22 protein-coding genes and 1 riboswitch are annotated in these 22,071 nt (G+C 42.5%); of the genes, 4 read left to right on the plus strand and 18 right to left on the minus strand.

The window, feature by feature from the left end:
• Window positions 1-109: 109 nt before the first annotated feature.
• The 4 genes from ACIROD_RS06945 to ACIROD_RS06960 form a co-directional block, all read right to left on the minus strand.
• Window positions 110-1,186, minus strand: coding sequence for a bifunctional 3-deoxy-7-phosphoheptulonate synthase/chorismate mutase (locus ACIROD_RS06945; RefSeq protein WP_101222960.1), 1,077 nt, complete (start codon window positions 1,184-1,186; stop codon window positions 110-112).
• A gap of 519 nt (window positions 1,187-1,705) precedes the next feature.
• Entirely contained in the window at window positions 1,706-2,032 is a 327-nt protein-coding gene (gene ytxJ, locus ACIROD_RS06950; protein WP_054400017.1) for a bacillithiol system redox-active protein YtxJ, read from the minus strand.
• Window positions 2,033-2,159: 127 nt separating this feature from the next.
• On the minus strand, window positions 2,160-2,732 hold the full coding sequence (locus tag ACIROD_RS06955; protein WP_230176732.1) for a YtxH domain-containing protein: 573 nt from the start codon (window positions 2,730-2,732) through the stop codon (window positions 2,160-2,162).
• 48 nt (window positions 2,733-2,780) lie between these two features.
• Window positions 2,781-3,290: a DUF948 domain-containing protein gene (locus tag ACIROD_RS06960; protein ID WP_101222962.1), complete on the minus strand. Its 510-nt coding sequence runs from the start codon at window positions 3,288-3,290 to the stop codon at window positions 2,781-2,783.
• A 228-nt stretch (window positions 3,291-3,518) separates the two neighbouring features.
• Between ACIROD_RS06960 and ACIROD_RS06965 the strand changes: the two genes are divergently transcribed.
• Window positions 3,519-4,631 (plus strand): aminopeptidase, encoded by a 1,113-nt coding sequence (locus tag ACIROD_RS06965; RefSeq protein WP_260358334.1) that lies wholly within the window; start codon window positions 3,519-3,521, stop codon window positions 4,629-4,631.
• 53 nt (window positions 4,632-4,684) lie between these two features.
• On the opposite strand, the gene murC is transcribed toward ACIROD_RS06965, so the two are convergent.
• The 6 genes from murC to ACIROD_RS06995 form a co-directional block, all read right to left on the minus strand.
• Entirely contained in the window at window positions 4,685-5,989 is a 1,305-nt protein-coding gene (gene murC / locus ACIROD_RS06970; RefSeq protein ID WP_101222964.1) for a UDP-N-acetylmuramate--L-alanine ligase, read from the minus strand.
• A 285-nt stretch (window positions 5,990-6,274) separates the two neighbouring features.
• The gene (locus ACIROD_RS06975) at window positions 6,275-9,115 is read right to left on the minus strand and encodes a DNA translocase FtsK (RefSeq protein ID WP_402938973.1); all 2,841 of its coding nucleotides are present in this window, start codon (window positions 9,113-9,115) and stop codon (window positions 6,275-6,277) included.
• A 418-nt stretch (window positions 9,116-9,533) separates the two neighbouring features.
• Window positions 9,534-10,721: an amidohydrolase gene (locus ACIROD_RS06980; RefSeq protein ID WP_230176852.1), complete on the minus strand. Its 1,188-nt coding sequence runs from the start codon at window positions 10,719-10,721 to the stop codon at window positions 9,534-9,536.
• A 224-nt stretch (window positions 10,722-10,945) separates the two neighbouring features.
• Window positions 10,946-11,048: riboswitch (glycine riboswitch) on the minus strand.
• A 140-nt stretch (window positions 11,049-11,188) separates the two neighbouring features.
• The gene (locus ACIROD_RS06985) at window positions 11,189-11,995 is read right to left on the minus strand and encodes a DUF1444 domain-containing protein (RefSeq protein ID WP_101222965.1); all 807 of its coding nucleotides are present in this window, start codon (window positions 11,993-11,995) and stop codon (window positions 11,189-11,191) included.
• 50 nt (window positions 11,996-12,045) lie between these two features.
• On the minus strand, window positions 12,046-12,357 hold the full coding sequence (locus tag ACIROD_RS06990) for a thioredoxin family protein (RefSeq protein WP_101222966.1): 312 nt from the start codon (window positions 12,355-12,357) through the stop codon (window positions 12,046-12,048).
• A 109-nt stretch (window positions 12,358-12,466) separates the two neighbouring features.
• On the minus strand, window positions 12,467-12,973 hold the full coding sequence (locus ACIROD_RS06995) for a hypothetical protein (RefSeq protein WP_101222967.1): 507 nt from the start codon (window positions 12,971-12,973) through the stop codon (window positions 12,467-12,469).
• Window positions 12,974-13,096: 123 nt separating this feature from the next.
• On the opposite strand from ACIROD_RS06995, the gene ACIROD_RS07000 reads away from it, so the two are divergent.
• Complete coding sequence (locus ACIROD_RS07000; protein WP_402938978.1) at window positions 13,097-13,546, plus strand: YtoQ family protein; 450 nt, start codon at window positions 13,097-13,099, stop codon at window positions 13,544-13,546.
• Between the two features lie 133 nt (window positions 13,547-13,679).
• On the opposite strand, the gene ACIROD_RS07005 is transcribed toward ACIROD_RS07000, so the two are convergent.
• The 3 genes from ACIROD_RS07005 to ACIROD_RS07015 form a co-directional block, all read right to left on the minus strand.
• Window positions 13,680-14,549 carry an AraC family transcriptional regulator gene (locus ACIROD_RS07005; protein ID WP_402938981.1) on the minus strand — a complete coding sequence of 290 codons (870 nt, stop codon included), beginning with the start codon at window positions 14,547-14,549 and terminating at the stop codon, window positions 13,680-13,682.
• A 118-nt stretch (window positions 14,550-14,667) separates the two neighbouring features.
• Window positions 14,668-15,189 (minus strand): DUF84 family protein, encoded by a 522-nt coding sequence (locus ACIROD_RS07010; protein WP_101222970.1) that lies wholly within the window; start codon window positions 15,187-15,189, stop codon window positions 14,668-14,670.
• An 81-nt stretch (window positions 15,190-15,270) separates the two neighbouring features.
• Window positions 15,271-16,344, minus strand: a complete 1,074-nt coding sequence (locus ACIROD_RS07015) for a M42 family metallopeptidase (protein WP_053535952.1) — start codon at window positions 16,342-16,344, stop codon at window positions 15,271-15,273.
• A 177-nt stretch (window positions 16,345-16,521) separates the two neighbouring features.
• On the opposite strand from ACIROD_RS07015, the gene ACIROD_RS07020 reads away from it, so the two are divergent.
• On the plus strand, window positions 16,522-16,839 hold the full coding sequence (locus ACIROD_RS07020) for a PepSY domain-containing protein (RefSeq protein WP_101222972.1): 318 nt from the start codon (window positions 16,522-16,524) through the stop codon (window positions 16,837-16,839).
• 42 nt (window positions 16,840-16,881) lie between these two features.
• Here the strand turns inward: ACIROD_RS07020 and ACIROD_RS07025 are convergent, their stop codons facing one another.
• Both ACIROD_RS07025 and trmB read right to left on the minus strand, forming a co-directional pair.
• Window positions 16,882-17,727 (minus strand): YtnP family quorum-quenching lactonase, encoded by an 846-nt coding sequence (locus ACIROD_RS07025; RefSeq protein WP_402938986.1) that lies wholly within the window; start codon window positions 17,725-17,727, stop codon window positions 16,882-16,884.
• Window positions 17,728-17,870: 143 nt separating this feature from the next.
• Window positions 17,871-18,509, minus strand: a complete 639-nt coding sequence (gene trmB / locus ACIROD_RS07030; RefSeq protein WP_101222974.1) for a tRNA (guanosine(46)-N7)-methyltransferase TrmB — start codon at window positions 18,507-18,509, stop codon at window positions 17,871-17,873.
• Between the two features lie 253 nt (window positions 18,510-18,762).
• Between trmB and ACIROD_RS07035 the strand changes: the two genes are divergently transcribed.
• On the plus strand, window positions 18,763-19,038 hold the full coding sequence (locus ACIROD_RS07035; protein ID WP_101222975.1) for a YtzH-like family protein: 276 nt from the start codon (window positions 18,763-18,765) through the stop codon (window positions 19,036-19,038).
• Here ACIROD_RS07035 and ACIROD_RS07040 read toward each other — a convergent pair whose 3' ends face one another.
• The 3 genes from ACIROD_RS07040 to ACIROD_RS07050 form a co-directional block, all read right to left on the minus strand.
• Window positions 19,039-19,821, minus strand: coding sequence for a phosphotransferase family protein (locus ACIROD_RS07040; RefSeq protein ID WP_063232868.1), 783 nt, complete (start codon window positions 19,819-19,821; stop codon window positions 19,039-19,041).
• A gap of 292 nt (window positions 19,822-20,113) precedes the next feature.
• Window positions 20,114-21,070, minus strand: coding sequence for a diacylglycerol/lipid kinase family protein (locus tag ACIROD_RS07045; RefSeq protein ID WP_402938989.1), 957 nt, complete (start codon window positions 21,068-21,070; stop codon window positions 20,114-20,116).
• The gene (locus ACIROD_RS07050; protein WP_402938992.1) at window positions 21,057-22,058 is read right to left on the minus strand and encodes an NERD domain-containing protein; all 1,002 of its coding nucleotides are present in this window, start codon (window positions 22,056-22,058) and stop codon (window positions 21,057-21,059) included. Before ACIROD_RS07050 ends, ACIROD_RS07045 begins: the two co-directional genes overlap by 14 nt.
• Window positions 22,059-22,071: the final 13 nt, after the last annotated feature.

Consider the following 22,071-nt stretch of genomic DNA (forward strand, 5'->3'; position numbering starts at 1 on the left):
TAGTGCTCATTTCGAAGCTTTTTCTGCAAAAACTAGTATTTTACCATTAAAAAAAGCCCTTGCCAAGTTGGTAAGGGCCGTAAATAGATCATTTAAAGAATTTCTTAGCTTATACTGTTACCCAGTTCAAACGTTTAATTTCTTCGTAGAATTCATCAAATTGTTTGAAGTCCATTTGCTGTGCAGAATCCGATAAAGCAACGGAAGGATCTGGATGCACTTCAGCCATAACACCGTCAGCACCGATTGCAAGAGCCGCCTTAGCCGTAGGAAGCAGAAGATCGCGACGTCCAGTTGAATGCGTTACATCAACCATGACCGGTAAATGAGTTTCTTGTTTTAAAATCGGTACAGCAGAGATATCAAGTGTATTTCTTGTTGCTTTTTCGTAAGTACGGATACCGCGCTCACAAAGGATGATGTTGCCATTGCCCTGCGACATGATGTATTCCGCTGCATGAATGAACTCTTCAATCGTTGCCGCCAGTCCACGTTTTAAAAGAACTGGTTTATTTACAGCACCTGCCGCTTTTAGCAAGTCGAAGTTTTGCATGTTGCGCGCCCCGATTTGAATGACATCGATATGATCGATTGCCGCTTCGATATCGTTGGCACTAACGATTTCACTGATTACAGCCAAGCCGTATTCATCAGCAACACGTTTAAGTATTTGTAATCCTTCCAAACCAAGCCCTTGGAAGTCATATGGAGATGTACGTGGCTTAAATGCACCGCCGCGCATCAATTTCAAACCTTTAGCTTTAATGACTTCCGCCACCGCAGCTGTCTGTTCATAAGATTCAACGGCACATGGTCCGAAAACGAAGCTAGGGATCCCGTTACCGACCAATTCACCCTTAATGTCGATGATCGTGTCTTCAGCCTTTTGTTTTCTCGATACAAGAAGCGTTTTCTTCTGATCATCTTTTTGTAACTCCAAGCCCAATTTAAAGATTTCTTTGAAAATATGTTTAATCGAACCAAGATCAAGCGGTCCTTGATTATTGGCTTCGATAAGATCCAGCATTGTTCTTTCACGGACCGGATCGTAACGGTTTACACCTTGTTTTTCTTTAACGCGACCAATTTCCTGTACAAGTTCAGCACGTTGATTAATAAGATGTAATAACTGAAGGTTCACATCATCCAGTTGATTACGAAGTCCATCAAGCTCTTTGTTGCTCATTACAAATCCATCCCTTCGTTTTTTAAAATAGAAATCGGTTCAGCGGACTCAAACTAAAAAAAATCCCATCCGGATCCTCGAACATCCACCCCGATTGTTTTATCAATGAAAAATTTAGAATATTTCATGTATGATTAAATCAATTATAAATGAAGTGTCCATAAATGTCACTATATTTTTCTTTAATAATTAAACGCTTTTAAGCATTAAAGTTATAAATGCATAAAACTAGGTGCCGCTCATGCCAGAAAAACGATTACACAGAATATTGAAACACGATCCGTTGTAGGAATTATATTGGAAATAGAACAGGAAAGCTATCATTTAATTGATCATTTTTCACAAGAGCATAGAAAAGTTTAAATCTTCTGCCACTTGTCCGAAGCCGAGAAATGTTTAAAGAGGTTTTACGGAAAGGCCTTCCTAGAAAAGGTTTCCCCAGGATTAACATCCTTAGGCCCGCCAATCAATGGAATAATAAAAGGCCGGACCCCTTACCAAAGGGATCCAGCCTTCCATTCATTCTGTAATGGCCTTGCTCAATGAATCATATGTAATCCGCCAATGAGATTCATTCCAGACAGGTTTTCCACTTTTAAAAAGGATGGCCTGAGGTGATTGATGTTTGACCTCAAAGGTTTCTGCTACATAATTGGATAGTGGACGAGCTTCCTGGACGGCCAAATAGGCTGTTTTAAGTTGTTCGTTCCCTAAGATGTACCTCTCATATTGTTCAAATGCTTCAGCGCTGACAGGGCATGTTACGCTATGCTTGAAAAGCAGGAATGTATCCTCTTTTAGAAGCTCATTGAATTGTTCTTCTGTTTCGATTTTGCTCATGACCATATAGCAGTCTCCTTTCCTTGTCATATAAATTTTACCATCAAAAAGGCGATGAAGCCATCGAAGCACTTCACCGCCTTATTCTTCGTCCCTTAATGACTCTTCATTCCCATTAAAGAAGCCAGGGAGTTTAATTCTTTAGTTTACTCTCCGTTTCATCAAATGCCTTTTTCGCTTCATCAAGTTTTAATTTTGCCGCATTCTTGTTTCCGCTTGTAGGATCTGCTGAATTATTTTCCGAATCATTGCCGTTAGCAAAGTTCGTTTCGACGGATACGATAGGAGCATCGGTAGTTCCGGTTACATCAATATCCTTATTGCTTGAATTCGTTGTATCATCAGCAGCGTCGCCGTTTTCTTTTCCTGTTTTCAGGCTCTTCACTTTGTTGACGATATTCGAAGATTTATTGGAAACGATTTCCGTGACGGAGCTTGTTTTTTCTTTTGCAGTATCAGCAAGGACTGTACCTTTTTCCATTGCCGTTTGTCTTAATCTTTCTGTTTTCTCGGAAATGTTTCTAGCTTGTTCATTGAAGTCATTCCTTAATTCCTTGCCTGTTTTCGGAGCCATGAACAATGCTGTAGCCGCTCCGATCATCCCGCCGATCAAGGCGCCAATCATAAAGTCCTTCGAATTGATCGAGTCGCGTTCGTCCTCATAAGATTTCTGATAGTCCTTTGCCGCAAATTCTTTTTGAGTCATAATACATTCCCCTTTCAATTTTCAGTTCATTTTTTATTTAACTAGATTTTAGGATCTAGAACGTAAAAACCTTTTTTTAGGCAGGTTATCTGTTTCAAGCGCTTCCCTTTCTAACTCCGCCCTTTCGGTTGGAGTCGGGGCAGCCTGTTTGCTTCTGGCCTTCCACTTGTCTCTGATCTCCATGGCAACATTACTCCATTGTACAATTTGTGAGATTCGGTCTTGATTATTATCAATCTCAGCCTGCACTTTATGGGAAACCTTTTGGATGGAAGAATTGAAGCTGGAGATGGATGTGCCTACATCCTTCACCGCATCCACCACCGTGTTCAGGTTTTCTGACTTGTGCTGCAAATCTTCAGCCAACGTATTCGTTTTATGTAATAACTGAGTAGTTTCGAGCGTTATGCCCTGCATTTGGCTCTCTAGTCCTGTCAGCGTCCGGGCCACACTGTCCAGGGTAGTTTGAAGTGATGTCAGTACCTTTGTTAGGAAAATAACGAGTACCAAAAAAGCTATCGCTGCAACAGCAGCACTTACGTATAAAATAATCTCCATTGGAACACCTCCGAAAAAAATCGACTTATTTAATAGCTGTTAGATATTAATTACCCCTTCCCTAATATTATAAACGTATTTATTTTTTCAATATACCCTATCAAACCCTAATCTGGAAATATTGTTGTCTGCATCCAGTTCCTCCGTAAGTTCATGGGTCACACTTATGGCAGGAAATCGGGTATGATAGAAAAGATAAGTCGAATTTAAACAATGGAGGTATTTTTTATGAAAGATCCCAGAATTGAAACATTGGCCAAAAACTTAATCAATTATTCCGTGAAGCTTCAAAAAGGTGAAAAAATCTTGATTGAAAACTTTGGTTTGCAGCGTGAGCTTGTTAACGCACTTGTGAATGAAGCCTATGCAGCAGGTGGTTACCCATTCGTCCTTTTAAAGGATCACCAAGTGGATCGTGCCTTGCTGATGGGTGCCAAAGAAGAACAGTACAAGATGATGGGTGAGTTTGAAGCAAACGTAATGAACCAGATGGATGCCTATATCGGGCTTCGTGCCGGGGATAATATCAATGAACATTCCGATGTCCCTTCAGAGAAGATGGCGATTCATGGACAGACAGTCGGTAAAGTACATAGAAATATCCGCGTGCCAAAAACAAAATGGGTCGTGCTTCGCTACCCGACAAATTCCATGGCCCAATTAGCCAAAATGAGCACAGAAGCATTCGAAGACTTTTATTTCGAAGTCTGCAACCTCGATTATGGCAAAATGAGCGCAGCGATGGACAACCTTGTTGAATTGATGGATAAAACGGATAAGGTCCGCTTAACTGGGCCCGGTACGGACCTAACTTTCTCCATCAAAGACATTAAAGCCATCAAATGTGCGGGTGAGCTGAACATTCCTGACGGTGAAGTATATACGGCTCCGGTTAAAGATTCCATCAATGGAGTTATTTCGTATAATACTCCGTCCCCTTATCAGGGTTTTACTTTTGAAAACGTGAAGTTAACATTCAAGGATGGAAAAATCGTTGAAGCGGTTGCGAATGATACGGAACGCATCAACAAAATTTTTGATACTGATGAAGGCGCACGATATGTCGGTGAATTTGCAATTGGTGTAAATCCTTATATTCTACACCCGATGCAAGATATCCTCTTTGATGAAAAAATTGATGGAAGTTTTCATTTCACTCCCGGACAATGCTATGATGATGCCTTTAACGGAAACCATTCAGACATTCACTGGGACCTGGTCAATATCCAGCGGCCTGAATATGGCGGAGGGGAAATACATTTTGATGACGTCTTGATACGTAAGGACGGACGCTTCGTTTTACCGGAACTGGAAAATTTAAATCCAGAAAATTTAAAATAACGTAAAGACCAATAAAAAACGACCGACCCGCTCTAACGGGACGATCGTTTTTTTTATTTTACCTGCAGTGAATGCTCATAGGCTGCTTGGAACTTTTGAATGTCCCCTGCACCCATGAATAACACGACACTGTTTTCATGATTTTGCAATATTGATGTTGTGTTCTCCGTAATCAGCTCGGCTCCGGGAATCTTATCTTGAAGGTCTTCAATCGATAACTTCCCTTGATGTTCACGAGCAGATCCAAAAATTTCACATAAGTATACTTTGTCGGCCAAATTCAAGCTGTCGGCGAATTCATCAAGGAAAGCCTGAGTTCTCGAGAAAGTATGCGGCTGGAATACCGCAACAACTTCACGCTCTGGATATTTCTGACGCGCCGAGTCGACAGTTGCAGAGATCTCGGTCGGATGATGTGCATAATCATCAATGATGATCTGACTTCCGATTTCCTTTTCTGAGAACCGGCGTTTAACTCCGCCAAAAGTCCGCAATTGGGCTTTCACAGCTTCCGTATCCAAGTTTTCATATTTACAAAGTGCAATGACACCAAGTGCATTCAACACATTATGCTTTCCAAAAGTAGGAATAGTGAATGTATCATAGTAATTGTTCCTTACATGCACATCAAAAGTCGTGCCATCCGGAGTGACGGAAACATTTTTTGCTTGAAAATCATTTCCTTCTGCAAATCCGTAAAAAATAACCGGTACTTTCGCCTGAATATGTGGTAAATGTTCATCATCCCCGCACGCAATGATGCCTTTGTTGACTTGAAGGGCCATCGTTTGGAAAGCCTCGAACACGTCTTCGACATTGGCATAATAATCAGGATGATCAAAATCGATATTCGTCATGATTGCATAATCCGGATAATAGGAAAGGAAATGACGGCGATATTCACATGCTTCGAATACGAAGTAATCAGAATTCACGATTCCTTTACCCGTTCCATCCCCAATCAAGAAGGATGTCGGTTTAGCGCCCCCCATCACATGGGCAAGTAAGCCGGTCGTCGATGTTTTACCATGCGCTCCCGTAACCGCCACGCTGATGAAGTTTTTCATGAAATCACCTAGGAAACGGTGATAACGGATGATCGGCAAATCAAGTTCTTTTGCCTTCACGATTTCCGGATGACTATCCGGAAACGCATTTCCTGCAATGATGGTCATTCCAGGTTGAATATTTTCCTCGTTGAAAGGAAGGATTTTAATCCCGGCTTTTTCTAATGCCAATTGTGTAAAAAATTCTTTTTCGTAATCGGAACCCTGCACTTCAATATTCATATCATGCAGTATTTGTGCAAGAGCACTCATACCCGACCCTTTAATTCCCACAAAATGGTAAGCAGTCATAAAGCGAACCTCCACCAATCGTCTACCTGTATGACAGTATATGACGTCATCTTTTATTTGTTTTTTCATTACGAGACTTGTTAGTAACGCAATTTCTTCATAGGTTTTTCAAGCTTATATTTTCAATCATTCATCAACAAAAAACTATTATATCACTTTTTTATTCATTCATCCATGTCAGGCAGATGCCAATTTATCAAATCATTGGCTTTTCCCTTAATTAAAGTGATAAAAAAGGGTTTTCACCCCTTCACATTATATACAATTTCCTTTTATTAGGTTCTCTTAATTAACATGTAAAAATTCCAGTTCTTCTTCCGTAATCAATACATCCCTGGGCCTTGAACCCCTGGATTCGGAAACTACTCCATGTTGCTCCATCATTTCTATTAGGCGCGATGCACGGTTATAACCGACACGGAAGCGCCTTTGGACACTAGAAGCAGATGCAGCCTGCTGGCTCACGACAAATTCACAGGCCTCGAAAAACAGTTCATCCGCTTCTTCCGTGACTTGGGCCCTGTTCAGCAAGTCTTCCTGCTCGAACAGGTATTTTGGCTGCTGCTCCAGTTTAACATGGTTAACGACCTGGTCGATTTCTTCATCACTAACAAAAGTCCCTTGCAGGCGCACCGTTTTTGAAGAGCCGTTTTCAGCGAATAACATATCTCCTCTTCCCAATAATTTTTCTGCACCGCCGCTATCGATGATCGTACGGGAGTCGACTTGTGAAGAAACCGAAAAAGCGATCCTTGTCGGGATATTTGCCTTGATCAATCCAGTTATGACATCGACTGAAGGTCTTTGAGTGGCTACAATCAAATGGATGCCGCAGGCACGGGCCTTTTGGGCAATCCGGCAAATTGCTTCCTCTACATCAGCCGGGGACATCATCATTAGATCTGCAAGCTCATCGATGATCACCAGGATATAAGGCAGCTTGCTTGAATATTGACCGGCTTTTTCCGCTTGGTCATTAAAGCGGGTGATATCACGGACACCGGCATGTACAAACAATTCATAACGCCGTTCCATCTCCTCTACAGCCCACTTCAACGCAGCCGTAGCGGCTTTTACATCGGTTATGACTGGACTGACCAAATGCGGGATCCGGTTATATGGGGCGAGCTCAACCATTTTCGGATCGATCAACAGCAATTTCAACTCCTGCGGTGTCGCTTTATAAAGCAAGCTTACCAGCATGGTGTTGATACAGACACTTTTCCCCGACCCCGTTTGCCCGGCTATCAATCCATGCGGCATCTTTCTCAAATCGGTGATGATTGGCTGACCGGATATATCGAGCCCTAAGGCCACAGCAAGCGGTGATTCATGCTCTTGAAACTCAGTACTTTCCAAAACCTCCCGCAAAAATACCGGTTTGCTTTTCCTGTTCGGAATCTCTATGCCAATTGTATGTTTACCCGGAATAGGCGCTTCCATCCGCATATCTTGAGCAGCAAGGCTTAGTTTGATGTCATCCATCAGGTTCGTCACTTTATTCACCTTCACTCCCGGTTCCGGATGCACCTCGAAACGGGTTACTGCCGGTCCTTGAGTGACATTGACGACCTTTGCACGGACATTGAAATTTTTCAATGTCTCATCAAGTAATAATGTCTGTTCCTCGAGCCACACATCATCATGCACAGCATAAGTGGGAGGTGTCAGCAATTCGATATTAGGAAACACATAGTATGGATTTTCATTTTCATCCGCTTCGACGGAGCCAAAAACTGCCGGGATTTCGCCCTTACTGCCTTCTGCCGCTGCCTCTGTATATACTGCTTCTTGATACCCGTGTCCAGAAATCGGGGATTCCTGTTCCAAGAGCGGCTTAGGGTTGGAACCGATGTTGGATTCGACTGTATTTTCAGGCACAGCAGCGACGGTTTCGGAACCAACCTTAGCGTCCGAAAAGGTAAGTGATATGGCCGGAGTCTGCTCTTTCGGAATAACTCTGCCTTCCTCCTGTTTCCGTTCAGGAATGGCGGTTGGTTTCGCTTGTCCTGCCTCTGTTTGGGCAGAATCATCCATTGGCCGCTTATCAGGTGATACTACTGCCCTTTCCGAATTAAGGCTTTTTTTTTCCGGCATCATTTTATTCATGAAGTCATTATTTTTCCGATCTTGCTTAAGCATCATCACATTAAATGGGATATGTTTTTTCGGACGTTTGTGCTGCACTTCAGGTATTGCCTCAGATGGGTCTTCAGGCATTGTCCCTTGACTAACGGATGGTTGATTTGATTGTACAGCAATCTCCCCAGGAACCGATATCGCTTCAGGCGGTGTGTCGTCCGTCTGTTCCATGATGGATACAGCGACTTCGCGTCCAAATTCTACTTCGTCCTGTTCAATAGCCTCTTTTTCCACCGCAGGCTCAATTATGTTGGGCTCGATTACTGCTTGTTCTGGCAGTGTCTCAATGGAATTCCTGCGAAAGAAAGCGGGTATCTCTGAATCTTCCAGTTTTTCTTCCGCTTGTTCCGGTATAAGAACGGATGGTTCTGTCGTCAATTCCTCATGTGACACTTCTTTTGGAATTTCAGGAATCGATGCTGGAATCCCGATATCGGGTTCTTCCTTTTTTAGGACGGGCATTTTGCTTTCTAATTCATATTCGACAATTTCTTCAGAAACGACTGTTTTTTTTTCCGGACGACGGAACCCATAAATGGGTGAAGGGATTTCCGTCGGACGGAATGGAGTATTTGAAGGGACTATTTTTGAGACTTCCTCCCGTTCGAAGTTTCTCCGTTTTGGTTCAGGATCCCTCACAGGCCTTCTTGTTTCTTTGGCCGCGCTCCCCTTTTTGGGTTCATGATCTTCCCTGTTTCTTTCCCTAGGCTTTCTTTTGCTCTGTTCACGATCTGGAATGAGCGGAAACTTGAACTGCCCTTTTGGATATTGAAACAGGATTTTCGTATCAGGGTCTGGCGTCTGCGACATTTTTTCCACTTTTTGATTGTAAACCTTTATTTCTTCTTCCTTTGACTTCGCAAGCTTTGAAAAATCCATTTTCCTTAATGTCTCTTCATCAAGCGGTTCATCTATAATAATCTCTTCAATTTCAATAATTTCCTCTGCTTGGAACCATTTTTTCATCTTATTTAGCCATTTCAAAACTATCACTCTTTCTACATCTGTAGTTATGTAACTAATTCTACCAGTTATTTTAAAAATATCGAGAAAATTTAAGCTAAATTGGGATTAGTATCTATTTTTTTATCGCACTCTTACTAACTTAACGTATTTCGCAGAACTCCTACCCTATTAAACCCCTTCTGGTATGAGTTTAAACCTGCACTTCGTGAAATAACATTAGCCCTTAGTCTACTATTTAAATAAAACACCGCTGTTAAATCGCGTTTACAAAGAGATTAAGTTTTCATGCGGCGCAAGAAGCAGACTGGTCAATTCATTGAAGCATCCTTCACGAAACCTCCGGTGGCATCCTGAAACCCATAAAACACCGTTCGTTAATACCGAACGGTGTTTTGTGGGTTTCTGCACTTTTTTGCAAACAAATATACCAATGGAACTATTCCCATTCATAAAAATCGCATACAACTTGGGCCACTGATTTGGATGCGATCAAAAGGGCATCTTCATCAATGTCGAATTTGGGATGGTGATTGAAATATGCCTTCTCCACCCCTTTTGGTTTACAGCCAATGTAAAAGAAGCAGCCAGGAATCTTTTCTGCATAATACGAAAAATCCTCTGAACCAGAGAAAACCGGAAATTCCATAACCTTTTTAATATCTTGGTCTTTCATGCTTTCCAGACTATTTTTCACGAATCCAGTCAATTCAGGGTCATTATATAACGGAGGATAATCAGGCACATATGTTAGTTCGCACTGAACATCAAATTCCGTTTCTATCCCTTTAACGATGCGGTGGATTTCCCTATCGATCAGCTGTTGGGTCTCTGCTGTCATATAACGGACATCCCCTTCAATTTCTATACGATCTTTAATGACATTAAAGCTTCCTTTTCCATCGAAGGAGCCGACTGTGACCACGCCCATATCAAAAGGGTTCAAGCGGCGGCTGATCACGGTTTGTACGGCTGTCACGAAATGGGCGCCTGCCACAATGGCATCATTGGCCATATGCGGGGACGAACCATGGCCGCCTACACCCTTAATCGCCAGCTTGAAATAGGTCCGTCCAGCCATCGAATAGCCGCCGTGATACCCGACAACCCCTGCAGGATGGGACGGAAATAAGTGGATTCCAAAAACGGCATCAAGTTCATCCAAAAACCCTGATTCCATAATGCTCTTTGCTCCACCTGGGGGTGTTTCTTCTGCATGTTGATGGATTATTTTAATCGTACCGGATAGGGAATCTTTAAGCTCATTGATGCAGTCTGCCAGAACCAATAAATAAGCGGTATGCCCATCATGTCCGCAGGCATGCATGACACCTTCATTTTTTGAACGGAACGGGACATCCGCTTCTTCTGTAATCGGCAACGCATCGAAATCCGCACGGAGACCTATCGTTTTCCCAGGTTTTCCGCCTTCGATCGTTACGATGATCCCTAATCCATTTCCTACATTCGTTTGAATCGACACATCCTTACCCTTATAAAAATCAATGATATATTGTGCCGTTTTTTCTTCTTTGAAGGATAGTTCCGGGTTCTCGTGTAAATGACGGCGGATTTGAACCATTTCCCCTTTACGGGCTTCCAGCATGTTCATTAATTTGCTTTTCACGTTCACGTTTATTCTCCCCCTTATTTCAAGTTGAGCATATTAGTAGTTCCATGTTCGGTGCATGCCTTCCGATACAAAGTGCCAATTAAAAAAGGGCAGTGAAGGATTGCGTAAACTTACCGCTCCCCTTCTCTGTCCTTTTCACCTGAGAGTTTAGCTCCATTTTTGGTCATGGAGATTTCCCCTTTGGTGGCACACTGCTTCCTGCGCACTCTCCAGAGCTGCGTCCAGCTGCGGTTCCATTTACCTGAGAGATTTGCTCCAAGGGATCTTTTTGGAACTTGCTCCTTCGGTGGCTCAATGCTTGCACTCTCCCACAACGTTCATCCGCTTGTTCTTTTTATATTCTCAAAATATTCCAATTATATTATCGCCGATTAAAAAATAAATATCAACTCTGAGTTATAAACTCTATTAAACTTTAAAAGGACCGCTGCCAGATGCTGACACGATCCTTTTGTGATTCATTATTGTTCAGGCTTTTTGTTTTTACCCATAATGAAGATGGGCTCCAACTCATTTTCTTCATAAAGGAATGATAGAGCCGTTATCGGAACATGACCGCTGGCAAAGAAGCTCATCGCCATTTGCGCAAGAATATCATAGCCCGTATCATTCTTCACATCGGCAATGATGATGACATCCTGATGGGGAATGGCCACAGCCATGGTTCCCTCGATCTTGTCCTTCATTTCCCGAAGCCATGATTCATTTAAAATCCTGCTGGCATCATATCCATCATTCGTGTTCAAAAAATAAAATGCATTACCTGCAACGATATCCGACTTCATTTCAGTGGTGAGGGAACGGGCATTGAATAGGGCAATTTCACGGATCCTGTCACCCTGCCAATTTTCCCGTTGAATCATCTTTTCATCTATAAGACGGTAGGTTTTCCCTAAATCAAGGGCATAAAAAACCCGGGTTTCAGCCGTATGCTCATCGAATAAAAACGGATTTCCTTCTTCGGATTCCATTGGAAAGGAGGTCGAGCGGATGACTGGGAAAATGAATTTCTCCTTGCCTTCCATACTGTGTTCTTCCCCCATCACATTCAGGGCCTCTTCCACGTAATAGGTAATTTCATCGATGGCCTTTTCCTGTACGTTTTCATAGTTAGCAAGCACAGGAGGCAACTCGATGGTGATCCCCTTCCCGGTCTTCACATTTTCCACCCGTAACGTATCTTGCTTGCTATCGAATTTGAATGAGCGATTCTCATCTTTTAAACGCTCCTTCAAGATATTTTTCAGCTTCGTGCTGTCCATTTTCATGACTGACCCTCCTCTTCATTGAAAAATCCCCAGCGAGAAGGGGAAATTGATTATAGTGATTGAATGAATTCCTCAATTTGTTCTTGCGTTTTGCGATCCTTGCTCACAAATCTGCCTAGCTCCTTGCCATTATCATACGCAATGAAACTTGGTATACCGAATACATCATTAGCCGCACACACATCGATGAATTCATCACGGTCCACATAAATGAATGTAAAGTCAGGAAATTTCGTTTCAATCTCCGGCATTATCGGTTCGATTACACGGCAATCTCCACACCATGTTGCTGAAAAAAGAAAGATATGTTTGCCTTCATTTTTAAATGCATCATATTGCTCTACTGTTTGTAATTTTTCCATTTGTATATTCCTCCTGCTCTAAATGACACCTTATTTTTTATAATCCCATCATACCAGAGTCTCCAGGAATCAACCATTAATACGGATCGGTTGAAAGTCACTGGTCCTCTTATTTCTGGGGCACGGATGAAACGATTTCCATCATTTGTTTTGCATCGGTTTTTAATTGGTCTTTATCCGTTTCGGTTGTCAGCTTCACTCCGCCGATCCCCACTGCAAGCTCATACTTTTCTTTCGGTATCTCTTTAATCGAAATAAAGCCGAACTTATCATCGGTTTGAAAAGAATGCAGTACTTCAAATTGATCCTCTTGTTCCTTTATGGCCAAATATAACACGGAGCTGTCTTCTTTTTCATTCGGATTGACAAATAATATATAAATCTTATCACCTTTTTGTAAAATCAAATTATTATCATGTTCTTCCACAACTTTAAAATCGTTTGGCAGATAGACCTGAATTAGGCCTGCCTCTTGATTGGGCTGTTTTTCATCGTCACGAAAAGCCACTTCAGCAGCCTTCATTGCCTTTTCGGTTTGTCTTTCGATACCTGAGCAGCCCACGATCAAACTGCTTATCAACAGGAAAACAAGAAAATTCTTATTCGATAAAGCCATCGTCATTCCTCCAGCCGTCTCTTTTACTACCATATGGATAATATTATCCTTATTTACGGAATTCATCCATTTTCTAAAAAACATGGTACAATGAAAGCAATTTTATTATCGAGGAGGAAAACAATGAAGTTAATCGTGTATCTTGCTGGGGAGATCCATTCAAATTGGAGAAGCGAGTTGAGAGATAAGGCCGCTGCACTGAAGCTTCCTTTAGAATTCGTAAGCCCGATGGAAAATCATGAACGCTCCGATAATATCGGTGAAGATATCCTCGGGAAACAGCCGAATCCTATCCTGAAGGATGCGGCCGCTTCCCAAATCAATAATTTACGGACAGGTCTTTTGATGAAAAAAGCCGATCTTGTCGTCGCCCTGTTTGGTGAGAAATATAAACAGTGGAATACTGCCATGGACGCAAGCACCGCCGTTTCCCTGGGTAAACCGCTTATTTTGATTCGCCCGGAATCCCATCACCATGCCTTAAAGGAATTATCGGAAAAGGCGAGTGTCACGGTCGAATCCGTGAACCAAGCCATGAAGGTGCTTTCTTATATTTTTGAAGAAGGGCTGTAAATCTCCCTGTCCCTTAACCTTCCAGCTCAAGTATGAAGGATTTTTGTTTACCCAAATAAAAAGCTTGCAGGAGAAAGTTAGATTCCTAACCTCACCTGCAAGCGAAAAACGAATAAATTTTGATGGTTGAACACTATTTCTTTTTAATGGGAATCCAAATTTCGGAGTAATAGTCTGGGTTTGAAGCGTCGTCATTCGTGTATACTTCCAATTCGGGAGTGCCGGCATGTTCATGACCGCTGGTAGGAAACCATTCGGAAAAAATTCGCTTCCAAGCTTGTTGGATGCTATCAGGCATAGGTCCGTGAACTTCAAATACAACCCACTTGGAAGCCGGTATCGTAAGGGTCGAAAACTCTTCAGGCGCTTCCCCGGCATACTCTGCACCTATCCAATAATCCATCGTTTCATTTTTTTCCACAGCCCGCTTATCGATACATACACCAAGCAAGCCATTTATTTGGCCATTGTTCAGCTTCGCTAACCTATCTCCTGTTCCATCCGAATTGACTTTCTCCCACAACTTTGGAATCCCGATCAAATTCTCTTCATTGACCAAGGAAAACTCTTGCTTGATTCCAATCAATTGAAAGGAATCTCTTTCAAGGATATTGTATTTCATCGGTTTTGCCCCTTTCAGAATAACCTGTATCATCAGGCGTTCATAGAATTTCAGCTTCCCCATATACTTTCGGGCTTCGCTTGGAGATACCCCATGCTGCCTTCGAAAAGCCTTTGAGAATGCCTCGGGGTTGTCATAGCAGTACTTGTAGGCTAAATCAATGACCTTGCCATTTGTGGATGAAATCTCCTGGGCCGCCAAGGTCAGTCTTCGACGCCGGATATATTCACCAATGGAAATATCCGTTAAAATGGTGAATGTCCGTTGAAAATGAAAAGCTGAAGCATTCGCCTGCCTGGAAATGCTCTCGATTGTCAGGTCCTCCAATAAGTGCTCTTCGATATAGTCGATGGCCTTTTGGATTGATTCAACCCACCCCATATCCGCTCACCCCTTGTCACTATATTAGCAAAGCCGCTCAATAAAACCCTGTCTTATTCTGCTCTGTTGTGGCAGTGTTCGTTTCATCATTCGAAGCCCGCCTTTCCATGGCAGTGATTCAAAAATCCTGCTTTTTCATTTTCAGCTTATATTCGTATTGACCGGCTAACATCCTCATGATATGAAGGAACATTTCGCCCCTAGTGATTCGCTCATTTGTAAATACGCCGATTGCTCCTTCCTTTTTGCTTATATTCTCTTGCCTTGTGAAGGCATCCATCACCGGGCCCAACTCTTCACCGTCCAGCAGCTTCCCGGCAACAATTCCCGGTACCGGGATTCTCGCTCCGGCAGCTACAAAGACCTCGCCGTCCCTCGTGGCCATTGCACCCCAATTGCACAGAAACAGGGCTTGTCCCATTTTCACGACACCGCCTTCAAGTCCGATACCCATATCGGCATCACTTTGAATCAAGCAATTCCGGGCACGTGTCATTGCCCCCTCCATCGTTTCCTCGTCTGAAAAAGGCTGTTCCGGGACCCCGCTCTCCACTTGAAGCGAAATGATTTTAGCATCTTCATATACACCAAGCACGGCACTTATTTTCGCCGGATTCTTACTGCCTACTGCTATTTTCAATATAATTACCTTCCTTCTATGTAAAAAAAGCTGATGGAAAAGGATTCATGACAGCATCCCTTTCCATTTCAGCTTCCTCCATCAACCGTTTTTTATCAAGGTCTCGAATGTCGTTTTATCACAGGAACGAACCAATTTACCAATCAGTTCTCGTGCAGCGGCATAATCATCAATATGAATCATGGATGCATGTGTATGAATATAGCGGGAACAAATGCCAATCACCCCGCTTGGAATGCCTTCGTTTGCAATATGGACTTGCCCTGCATCCGTGCCGCCTTGGGAAACGAAATATTGATACGGAATCTCATTCGACTCTGCCGTATCAAGGATGAATTCCCTCATGCCGCGATGCGTTACCATCGAACGATCGAAAATGCGTAGCAGTGCCCCTTTTCCAAGCTGACCAAATTCACTTTTACTGCCGGACATATCGTTCGCCGGACTTGCATCCAAAGCGAAGAAAAGATCCGGTTTGATCATATGAGCTGCAGTTTGAGCGCCCCGTAATCCCACTTCCTCCTGGACAGTTGCCCCGGAATATAAGACATTCGGTAACGTTTCACCTTTTAAATCTTTTAACAATTCAATCGCAAGTCCGCAGCCGTAACGATTATCCCACGCTTTTGCGAGGATTTTCTTCTCATTGGCCATCGGCGTGAATGGACAAATCGGTACAATCTGCTGACCTGGCTTAATACCGATCCTCTTAACATCTTCCTTATCATCCGCCCCGATATCAATCAGCATATTTTTGATATCCATTGGTTTTGAGCGTTGCGACTCATCAAGCAAATGAGGCGGAATCGAACCGATGACACCAATGACCGGACCGTTATCAGTTATGATTTCGACTCTTTGGGCCAAAAGCACTTGACTCCACCAGCCTCCTAGGGTCTGAAAGCGGATCATTCCATTTTCCGTTACGGAGGTAACCATGAATCCCACTTCATCCATGTGCCCGGCAACTAGTACAGTCGGACCATCCTCATTGCCTCTTTTTACGCCAAATATTCCGCCAAGGCGATCTTGGACGATTTCATCGGAATACTTTTCCAGCTCACTTTTCATGAAACTCCGAACTGCATGTTCATTTCCCGAGGCTCCCGGTAATTCCGTCAATGTTTTAAAAAGCTCCAAAGTCTCATGATTCATTTTTCTACCCCTTACCTATGTATTGTTTCTTACTATTTTACAGAACTTAGCATCGTGTTACACTAGAAAGTTCTAATTTATCAGTTAATGGGTAAAATTTCAAATTATTAGTCAAATAAAGCGTTCTTCTGTATACTGGAAGAAGTGATTTTAAAAAATGCAATGGAGGAGAAATCAATGAATTGGAAAACGTTTTTACTGGGTACTGCAGCCGGGTTTGCTGCGGGCTATGCGACAAAACAACTATTGGATCAATCTAGTAAACCTTCTCCCGATAAAGTCTTGGCCCAAGTGAAGGAAACAGTCAAAAAAGATGGAAATATATATGGCTCATGGATCTTGATGAAGCCGGAAAACTATTCAAAAAATGATTTGGACTATGAAGTGTACAAAGGCGGGATCACCAGAAACACAGAGGGTAAACGCGAGCAATTCGAATTTGTTGCAGATGCCTCAACAGGAACGATATTGGAGCTTAATGCGCAAAATGATTGAAACATAAAAGGAGGGTCGTCAAAATGACGTCCTCCTTTTGCTTTACCGCTTCCGTTTCAATTCGTCTATTATCTCCTTACCCGTTCCATCCCATTTGATGGCACAGTATTGTGCATCATGGTAAAAGCTGTACCAAGACCCATTTTCCAGTCCGGATTTCATCCACTTTTCCTTCGCTTCGATGGAAGTCATCGGATAATCATCATATGCGAGGACCCAGAGGACATTCGCATGGGCATGCGTCGGCATAATATCTGCCATGTGAATCAATCTATCCCCGGCATCCTCAATGATGATGATCGCATGTCCATCACTATGTCCCCCAGTATGGACCATTTTAATACCGTCCGTAATTTCCTGCTCACCTTCAAAAGGACGTACAAGAGAAGCGACAGCCTCCCAGTTTTCTGCCCAATATGTACTTTTTGATCGAATATTCGGGTTTTTCATTTCATCCCATTCAGTTTGGGTCGTAATGATTTCTGCACGCTCGAAAACAGGCACCCAAGTTTCACCATCACGTTTCGTCAAACCGCAGGCATGGTCGAAATGTAGATGGGTCATTAAAATGTAATCGATATCATTTGGCTGAAGCCCAAGTCTGCCAAGATCTTCGACAAGATTGGATTCCTCCGTCACCCCAAAATTCCGTTTCTGCTTGTCATTCAGCTTTCCATTGCCAATACCGGAATCTATAAGCATGTTCAATCCATTAGCCTGCACCAAAATCGGATCCGTTCTTAGTTCGATTTGGTTATTTTCGTTAACAGGATACTTCTTGGACCAAAGCGGCTTCGGTACAACACCGAACATCGCACCGCCATCCAAGTGAGTCACACCGCCATTCAACCATGTTAATTTAATTTCCCCTATTTGCATCTTTTCCATTATACCCCTCCTCTTCCTATAGTTTAACACCCACTTCCATATATTGAAATTGATAACGATCAAGTCATCCTTGTGATAGAAATACACCCGATAAACAGATAAAAAACCAGATGCTGTGCACCTGATTTTTTATCTGTTTATGATTATTGGAACATTGCTTCCAATCTGTATATCCGGTTGCCTTTACTCGAGAACTTTTCTTCATATTCAGTCATGATATTGCCTTCAAAATTGCTGTTATGCAGATCAAGGCTTACATATTTCAAGAGCATGCCGTATTCGGAAATACTCTTCAAGGAAGATTCGAATAACCCTTGGTTATCCGTCTTGAAGTGGATCTCGCCATTGTCTGGCAGGATGCCTTCATATACTTCGAGGAAGGTCTTATACGTTAACCGGCGTTTTGCATGACGTGATTTCGGCCACGGATCAGAAAAGTTCAAGTAGACGCGATCCACGTCACCTTTTGCAAAATAATCCCCCAAGTTCGCTGCGTCAACATTCAACAGCTTTAGATTTGGAACATCCGCTTCAATCAGCAAGTCCAATGCAGCTACAATGACGCTTCCATATACTTCAATTCCAATGAAATTCACATCAGGATGGGCTTTTGCCATTTCTGTGATGAATCGGCCTTTGCCCGTACCCACTTCAATATATAACGGATTATCGTTACCGAAAACTTCATGCCATTTACCTTTATGGCTCACTGGCTGCTGAATTACATATTGTGGAAAATCATTCAAACGGTCTTCAGCCCAAGGTTTATTTCTTAAACGCATGATGACACCCCTATTTATAATATAATCGTTCAAACCATACCACGAGTGGATGGATTCCTGCAAGTTGATTTTTTCAGGAAAAATCCTGCATGCACCGACTTAACAAATAAAAAAACTGCCGGCCATCCAGGCGACAGTCTCTGTAGTTTTCATGTATAAAACTTTCCGCAAAACACACCATAAATAAGTGAAGGGCAGGCAAGAACCACCTGAGAATCCCTTGAATCCATATTTAAGAAAGGAGAGGTATTATATGCCGCTTTCCCATGAACATCAAATGTCACTATTGAAAGATATATTGACCAATCATCAATCAGACTGCTGCGGATCCGTTTCTGAATGTGAACAGGTTGAAAGGCTCGTCAAATCCTTAATGATCAATATGGATATAGACAGCAATGTAAAAACGGTACTGACGGAGATTTACGAATACAGCCAGACTGGCATCGGTACCGCCGATTTAGATGCACATATTTCAACCCACCAGAACGACTTGTCCCAGTGGGTGGATGATATAGATCAATTCTGATCAGCCAACCATCAATAATGCTTCCAGTTTTTGCAGTAATTCATTTCTTTCCTCGTACCGCTTTCTGCGATGATGCCATTGGATGGAAAGCACAAGTTGTGAAACCGTGTGCCATTTCATCCTCATCTCCAGGCCTGCGTCTAGCTTCTTGCCGTAGCGGGCAAGCCATTGATTCCATTCTTCCCTTGGGACATATGAATACAGGAGTATGCCGAGGTCAATGGCCGGATCGCCAATGACCGCTCCGTCCCAATCAATCAGGAACAATCCGTCGGTTTCGGTCATGAGCCAATTATTATGGTTCACATCACAATGACAGACGACTTTTTCGTCGCATTCAATCAACAGGAGATTATTCTGTAAAAAATGGATGGCCTGCTTGATTATCGGAATATCCGTAACATCCGAAGATAACCCGGTTTCTATGTCTGTAAGTATACTTTCAGGTCGTAAAGGGGATTTCCCAAGCCTTTTGAGCATGCTTAACAAAGGATCGGATTGATGAATTTTTTGAAGCAGCTTTGCGACTCTTATATTGTTCATTTCCTGCTGAGATAGCTCCCTGCCTTCCATCCAATGCTGGGCCGTAATTACATCCCCGTTTTCCAGGCGTTTTGTCCACATTAACTTTGGAACAATGCCCTCAGCTGAAAGAACAGCTAAAAATGGCGATGAATTTCGTTTAAGGAAGAGCTTCTGCCCCTCTTTCTCGGCAATAAAGGCTTCTCCCGTAGCTCCTCCAGCAGGGGATATATCCCACTCCTGACCTAATAAATGTTCCAACTGGTTCACCTTCGATTTCCTCGCTTAATCATACAAATGTGGGTACGTTCACCTAGTGTATGTATTACCACTACTTTGAGTCCATGTTTTATAAAAAATCCGCCTGCTGGCGAAGCTGCATATATACTTGCATCGGGATGATACCCGCAATTAAAAACATCCTCATTTTAGAGAAATAAAAAAATAGCTATTGAGCAATTAAACAATAGCCATAAATTAAATTTTAGTTGAAAAACGGTTTCTTCGTCAAGTACTATAAAACGATTATACGCATAAAACAAAAACAAATAAATCATTTCATATTTTTGTATCGGTTATCACCCTTGAACATGACGCGCAATTTCTCTTTCAGAACCACTGCAGCTACTTCGTTCCTACCAACAATTTCCCCGTCAGACTGGATTTTTACTGAACCTTGATTCTTCATTTTTATCATTTTACCAGAAAAAGAATCAACATTTTTAATGTTGAGGTGACCGCCCCATAAAACGGTGATGAAGACGGTCAATAATTTCAACATAGTAATATCATGGACTGCAATCACGTTCAACCTGCCATCATCCACCTTCGACAATGGTGAAATTTTCATTCCACCTCCAAAGTAGGGCTGGTTCGCAATAACGATGAACCATACCTTTTTCAAATGATGCCGTTTTCCATCAATGATCAATTCCATGCATCTGGGCTTGTAAGAAAATAACATTTTTATAAAAATCAACAGATAAATTAATTTACCCGCTCTGACAAAATTAAACCATTTTTTCAGGGGGGCACGATTTGCTTCATCGGAAATTTCAGCATCAATGCCCATTCCCAGGCTGTTCACAAAATAACCCACCTTGCCATTCGTCTCAAACTGTCCAATATCAATGGTATTAAAGGCATTATCCTGAAATAAGGAAAGGGCTTCTTCCATACTCTCAGTTTTTTGAATGCCCCTTACATAATCATTGCCGGACCCAGCCGCAAGGGAGCCGATGATTGCGTGAGGGAAACCAATGGCGCCATTTATCATTTCATTAATCGTGCCATCTCCCCCAACAGCAATCACCCGGGTATCCTGATTAGTCCCTGATAGTATTTCCTTCGTCAATCTTAGCGCATGCCCCTTTTCCCGTGTGAAAAACACCTCATGGGGAACAGCTTTTGATTTCAGTATTTCCTCGGCTTTTTTCCAAATCTTTAAACTCGCTTCATTTCCAGCCACTGGATTGACAATGAAATACACCGTTTCATTAAGGTGCGGCATACTCATTTCCTTCTGGTTGGTTATATTCGGCTTCCCATTCCGGTCGCAGGCTTGATGTAGTTTGGCAATATTCAAGCAATGCCTGTGCCCCTTTTAACTGCTGTGCCTTAAGAGGAGACGATATTGCCCGCATCCTTTCAAACCATTCCGGGAAGGTCCGTTTATCCAATACCGTAATATCATAAGGGGCTTCGGGATAATCAACATATCCATTCCGGGATAAAATCACCTTTTTTATCGGCATGTTCACTTCATATAGCTCAAATAACTGGGAGACGATGTTCGTCATCCGATTTGCGCCCAACAAAGGATTAAGCACTTTTTTATCTGGATGCTTATGATGCCTGCGGACCCAGAACCGATCACTCGAACCGATGAATGCAGCGTCTTCTTCCGCTTCCAGAAAAGTGATGCACCAAGCATCAACAGGGGTCAATAAAATGACTTCGACTTCAACAGGCGCATTTTTCAATAGAAATATAGGTTTATATAATACGAGAAACGTATCCGGAAAACGCTGCAGAAAAAAGCGGAGCCTCTCATCCAAAATGAATGATTGGTCCACAAATGACTTTTCATGAAGCGTCGAACTACCCCACTTCATTTGAAAGCGGAGTAATTGATTTAAATAATTTTGCTTTAATTCATCCAGACTGGCCGGACGAAACGGAAATCTTAATGAAAAAACATTAGCATCTTCATTCTGTGCCGGTATTGGCAGTTCTTCTGCTTCTGCCTCCTGTTTACCTGTCCGGTGGAAGATGCCTTTAACCTTTTTTAACAGGCCCTTCGTCTCTTCCTGAGGCGGATCGAATTTGACTTGTGTTTCAGTATGCTCACTATACAACCGATCTAGCTCGCCCGCATTATAAGCAGCCTTCAATTTATTCCATTGCTGTTTTTTCAAACGTGCAAATTGCGTTGGATAACGATAAATATCCTGCTCATACCGGGAAATATAATCCTGCATCTTTATGAGCTGTGCCATTCGACCACCACCC

The sequence above is a fragment of the Peribacillus sp. NPDC101481 genome (genome assembly GCF_044767165.1).
In the GTDB taxonomy this organism is placed as follows: Bacteria; Bacillota; Bacilli; order Bacillales; family DSM-1321; genus Peribacillus.

Coding starts and splice junctions, on each gene's coding strand:
- ACIROD_RS06945 (WP_101222960.1), bottom strand. CDS start 1,186: ATGAGCAACAAAGAGCTTGATGGACTTCGTAATCAACTGGATGATGTG.
- ytxJ (WP_054400017.1), bottom strand. CDS start 2,032: ATGGTCATGAGCAAAATCGAAACAGAAGAACAATTCAATGAGCTTCTA.
- ACIROD_RS06955 (WP_230176732.1), bottom strand. CDS start 2,732: ATGACTCAAAAAGAATTTGCGGCAAAGGACTATCAGAAATCTTATGAG.
- ACIROD_RS06960 (WP_101222962.1), bottom strand. CDS start 3,290: ATGGAGATTATTTTATACGTAAGTGCTGCTGTTGCAGCGATAGCTTTT.
- ACIROD_RS06965 (WP_260358334.1), top strand. CDS start 3,519: ATGAAAGATCCCAGAATTGAAACATTGGCCAAAAACTTAATCAATTAT.
- murC (WP_101222964.1), bottom strand. CDS start 5,989: ATGACTGCTTACCATTTTGTGGGAATTAAAGGGTCGGGTATGAGTGCT.
- ACIROD_RS06985 (WP_101222965.1), bottom strand. CDS start 11,995: ATGAAAATGGACAGCACGAAGCTGAAAAATATCTTGAAGGAGCGTTTA.
- ACIROD_RS06990 (WP_101222966.1), bottom strand. CDS start 12,357: ATGGAAAAATTACAAACAGTAGAGCAATATGATGCATTTAAAAATGAA.
- ACIROD_RS06995 (WP_101222967.1), bottom strand. CDS start 12,973: ATGGCTTTATCGAATAAGAATTTTCTTGTTTTCCTGTTGATAAGCAGT.
- ACIROD_RS07000 (WP_402938978.1), top strand. CDS start 13,097: ATGAAGTTAATCGTGTATCTTGCTGGGGAGATCCATTCAAATTGGAGA.
- ACIROD_RS07005 (WP_402938981.1), bottom strand. CDS start 14,549: ATGGGGTGGGTTGAATCAATCCAAAAGGCCATCGACTATATCGAAGAG.
- ACIROD_RS07015 (WP_053535952.1), bottom strand. CDS start 16,344: ATGAATCATGAGACTTTGGAGCTTTTTAAAACATTGACGGAATTACCG.
- ACIROD_RS07020 (WP_101222972.1), top strand. CDS start 16,522: ATGAATTGGAAAACGTTTTTACTGGGTACTGCAGCCGGGTTTGCTGCG.
- ACIROD_RS07025 (WP_402938986.1), bottom strand. CDS start 17,727: ATGGAAAAGATGCAAATAGGGGAAATTAAATTAACATGGTTGAATGGC.
- trmB (WP_101222974.1), bottom strand. CDS start 18,509: ATGCGTTTAAGAAATAAACCTTGGGCTGAAGACCGTTTGAATGATTTT.
- ACIROD_RS07035 (WP_101222975.1), top strand. CDS start 18,763: ATGCCGCTTTCCCATGAACATCAAATGTCACTATTGAAAGATATATTG.
- ACIROD_RS07045 (WP_402938989.1), bottom strand. CDS start 21,070: ATGCCGCACCTTAATGAAACGGTGTATTTCATTGTCAATCCAGTGGCT.
- ACIROD_RS07050 (WP_402938992.1), bottom strand. CDS start 22,058: ATGGCACAGCTCATAAAGATGCAGGATTATATTTCCCGGTATGAGCAG.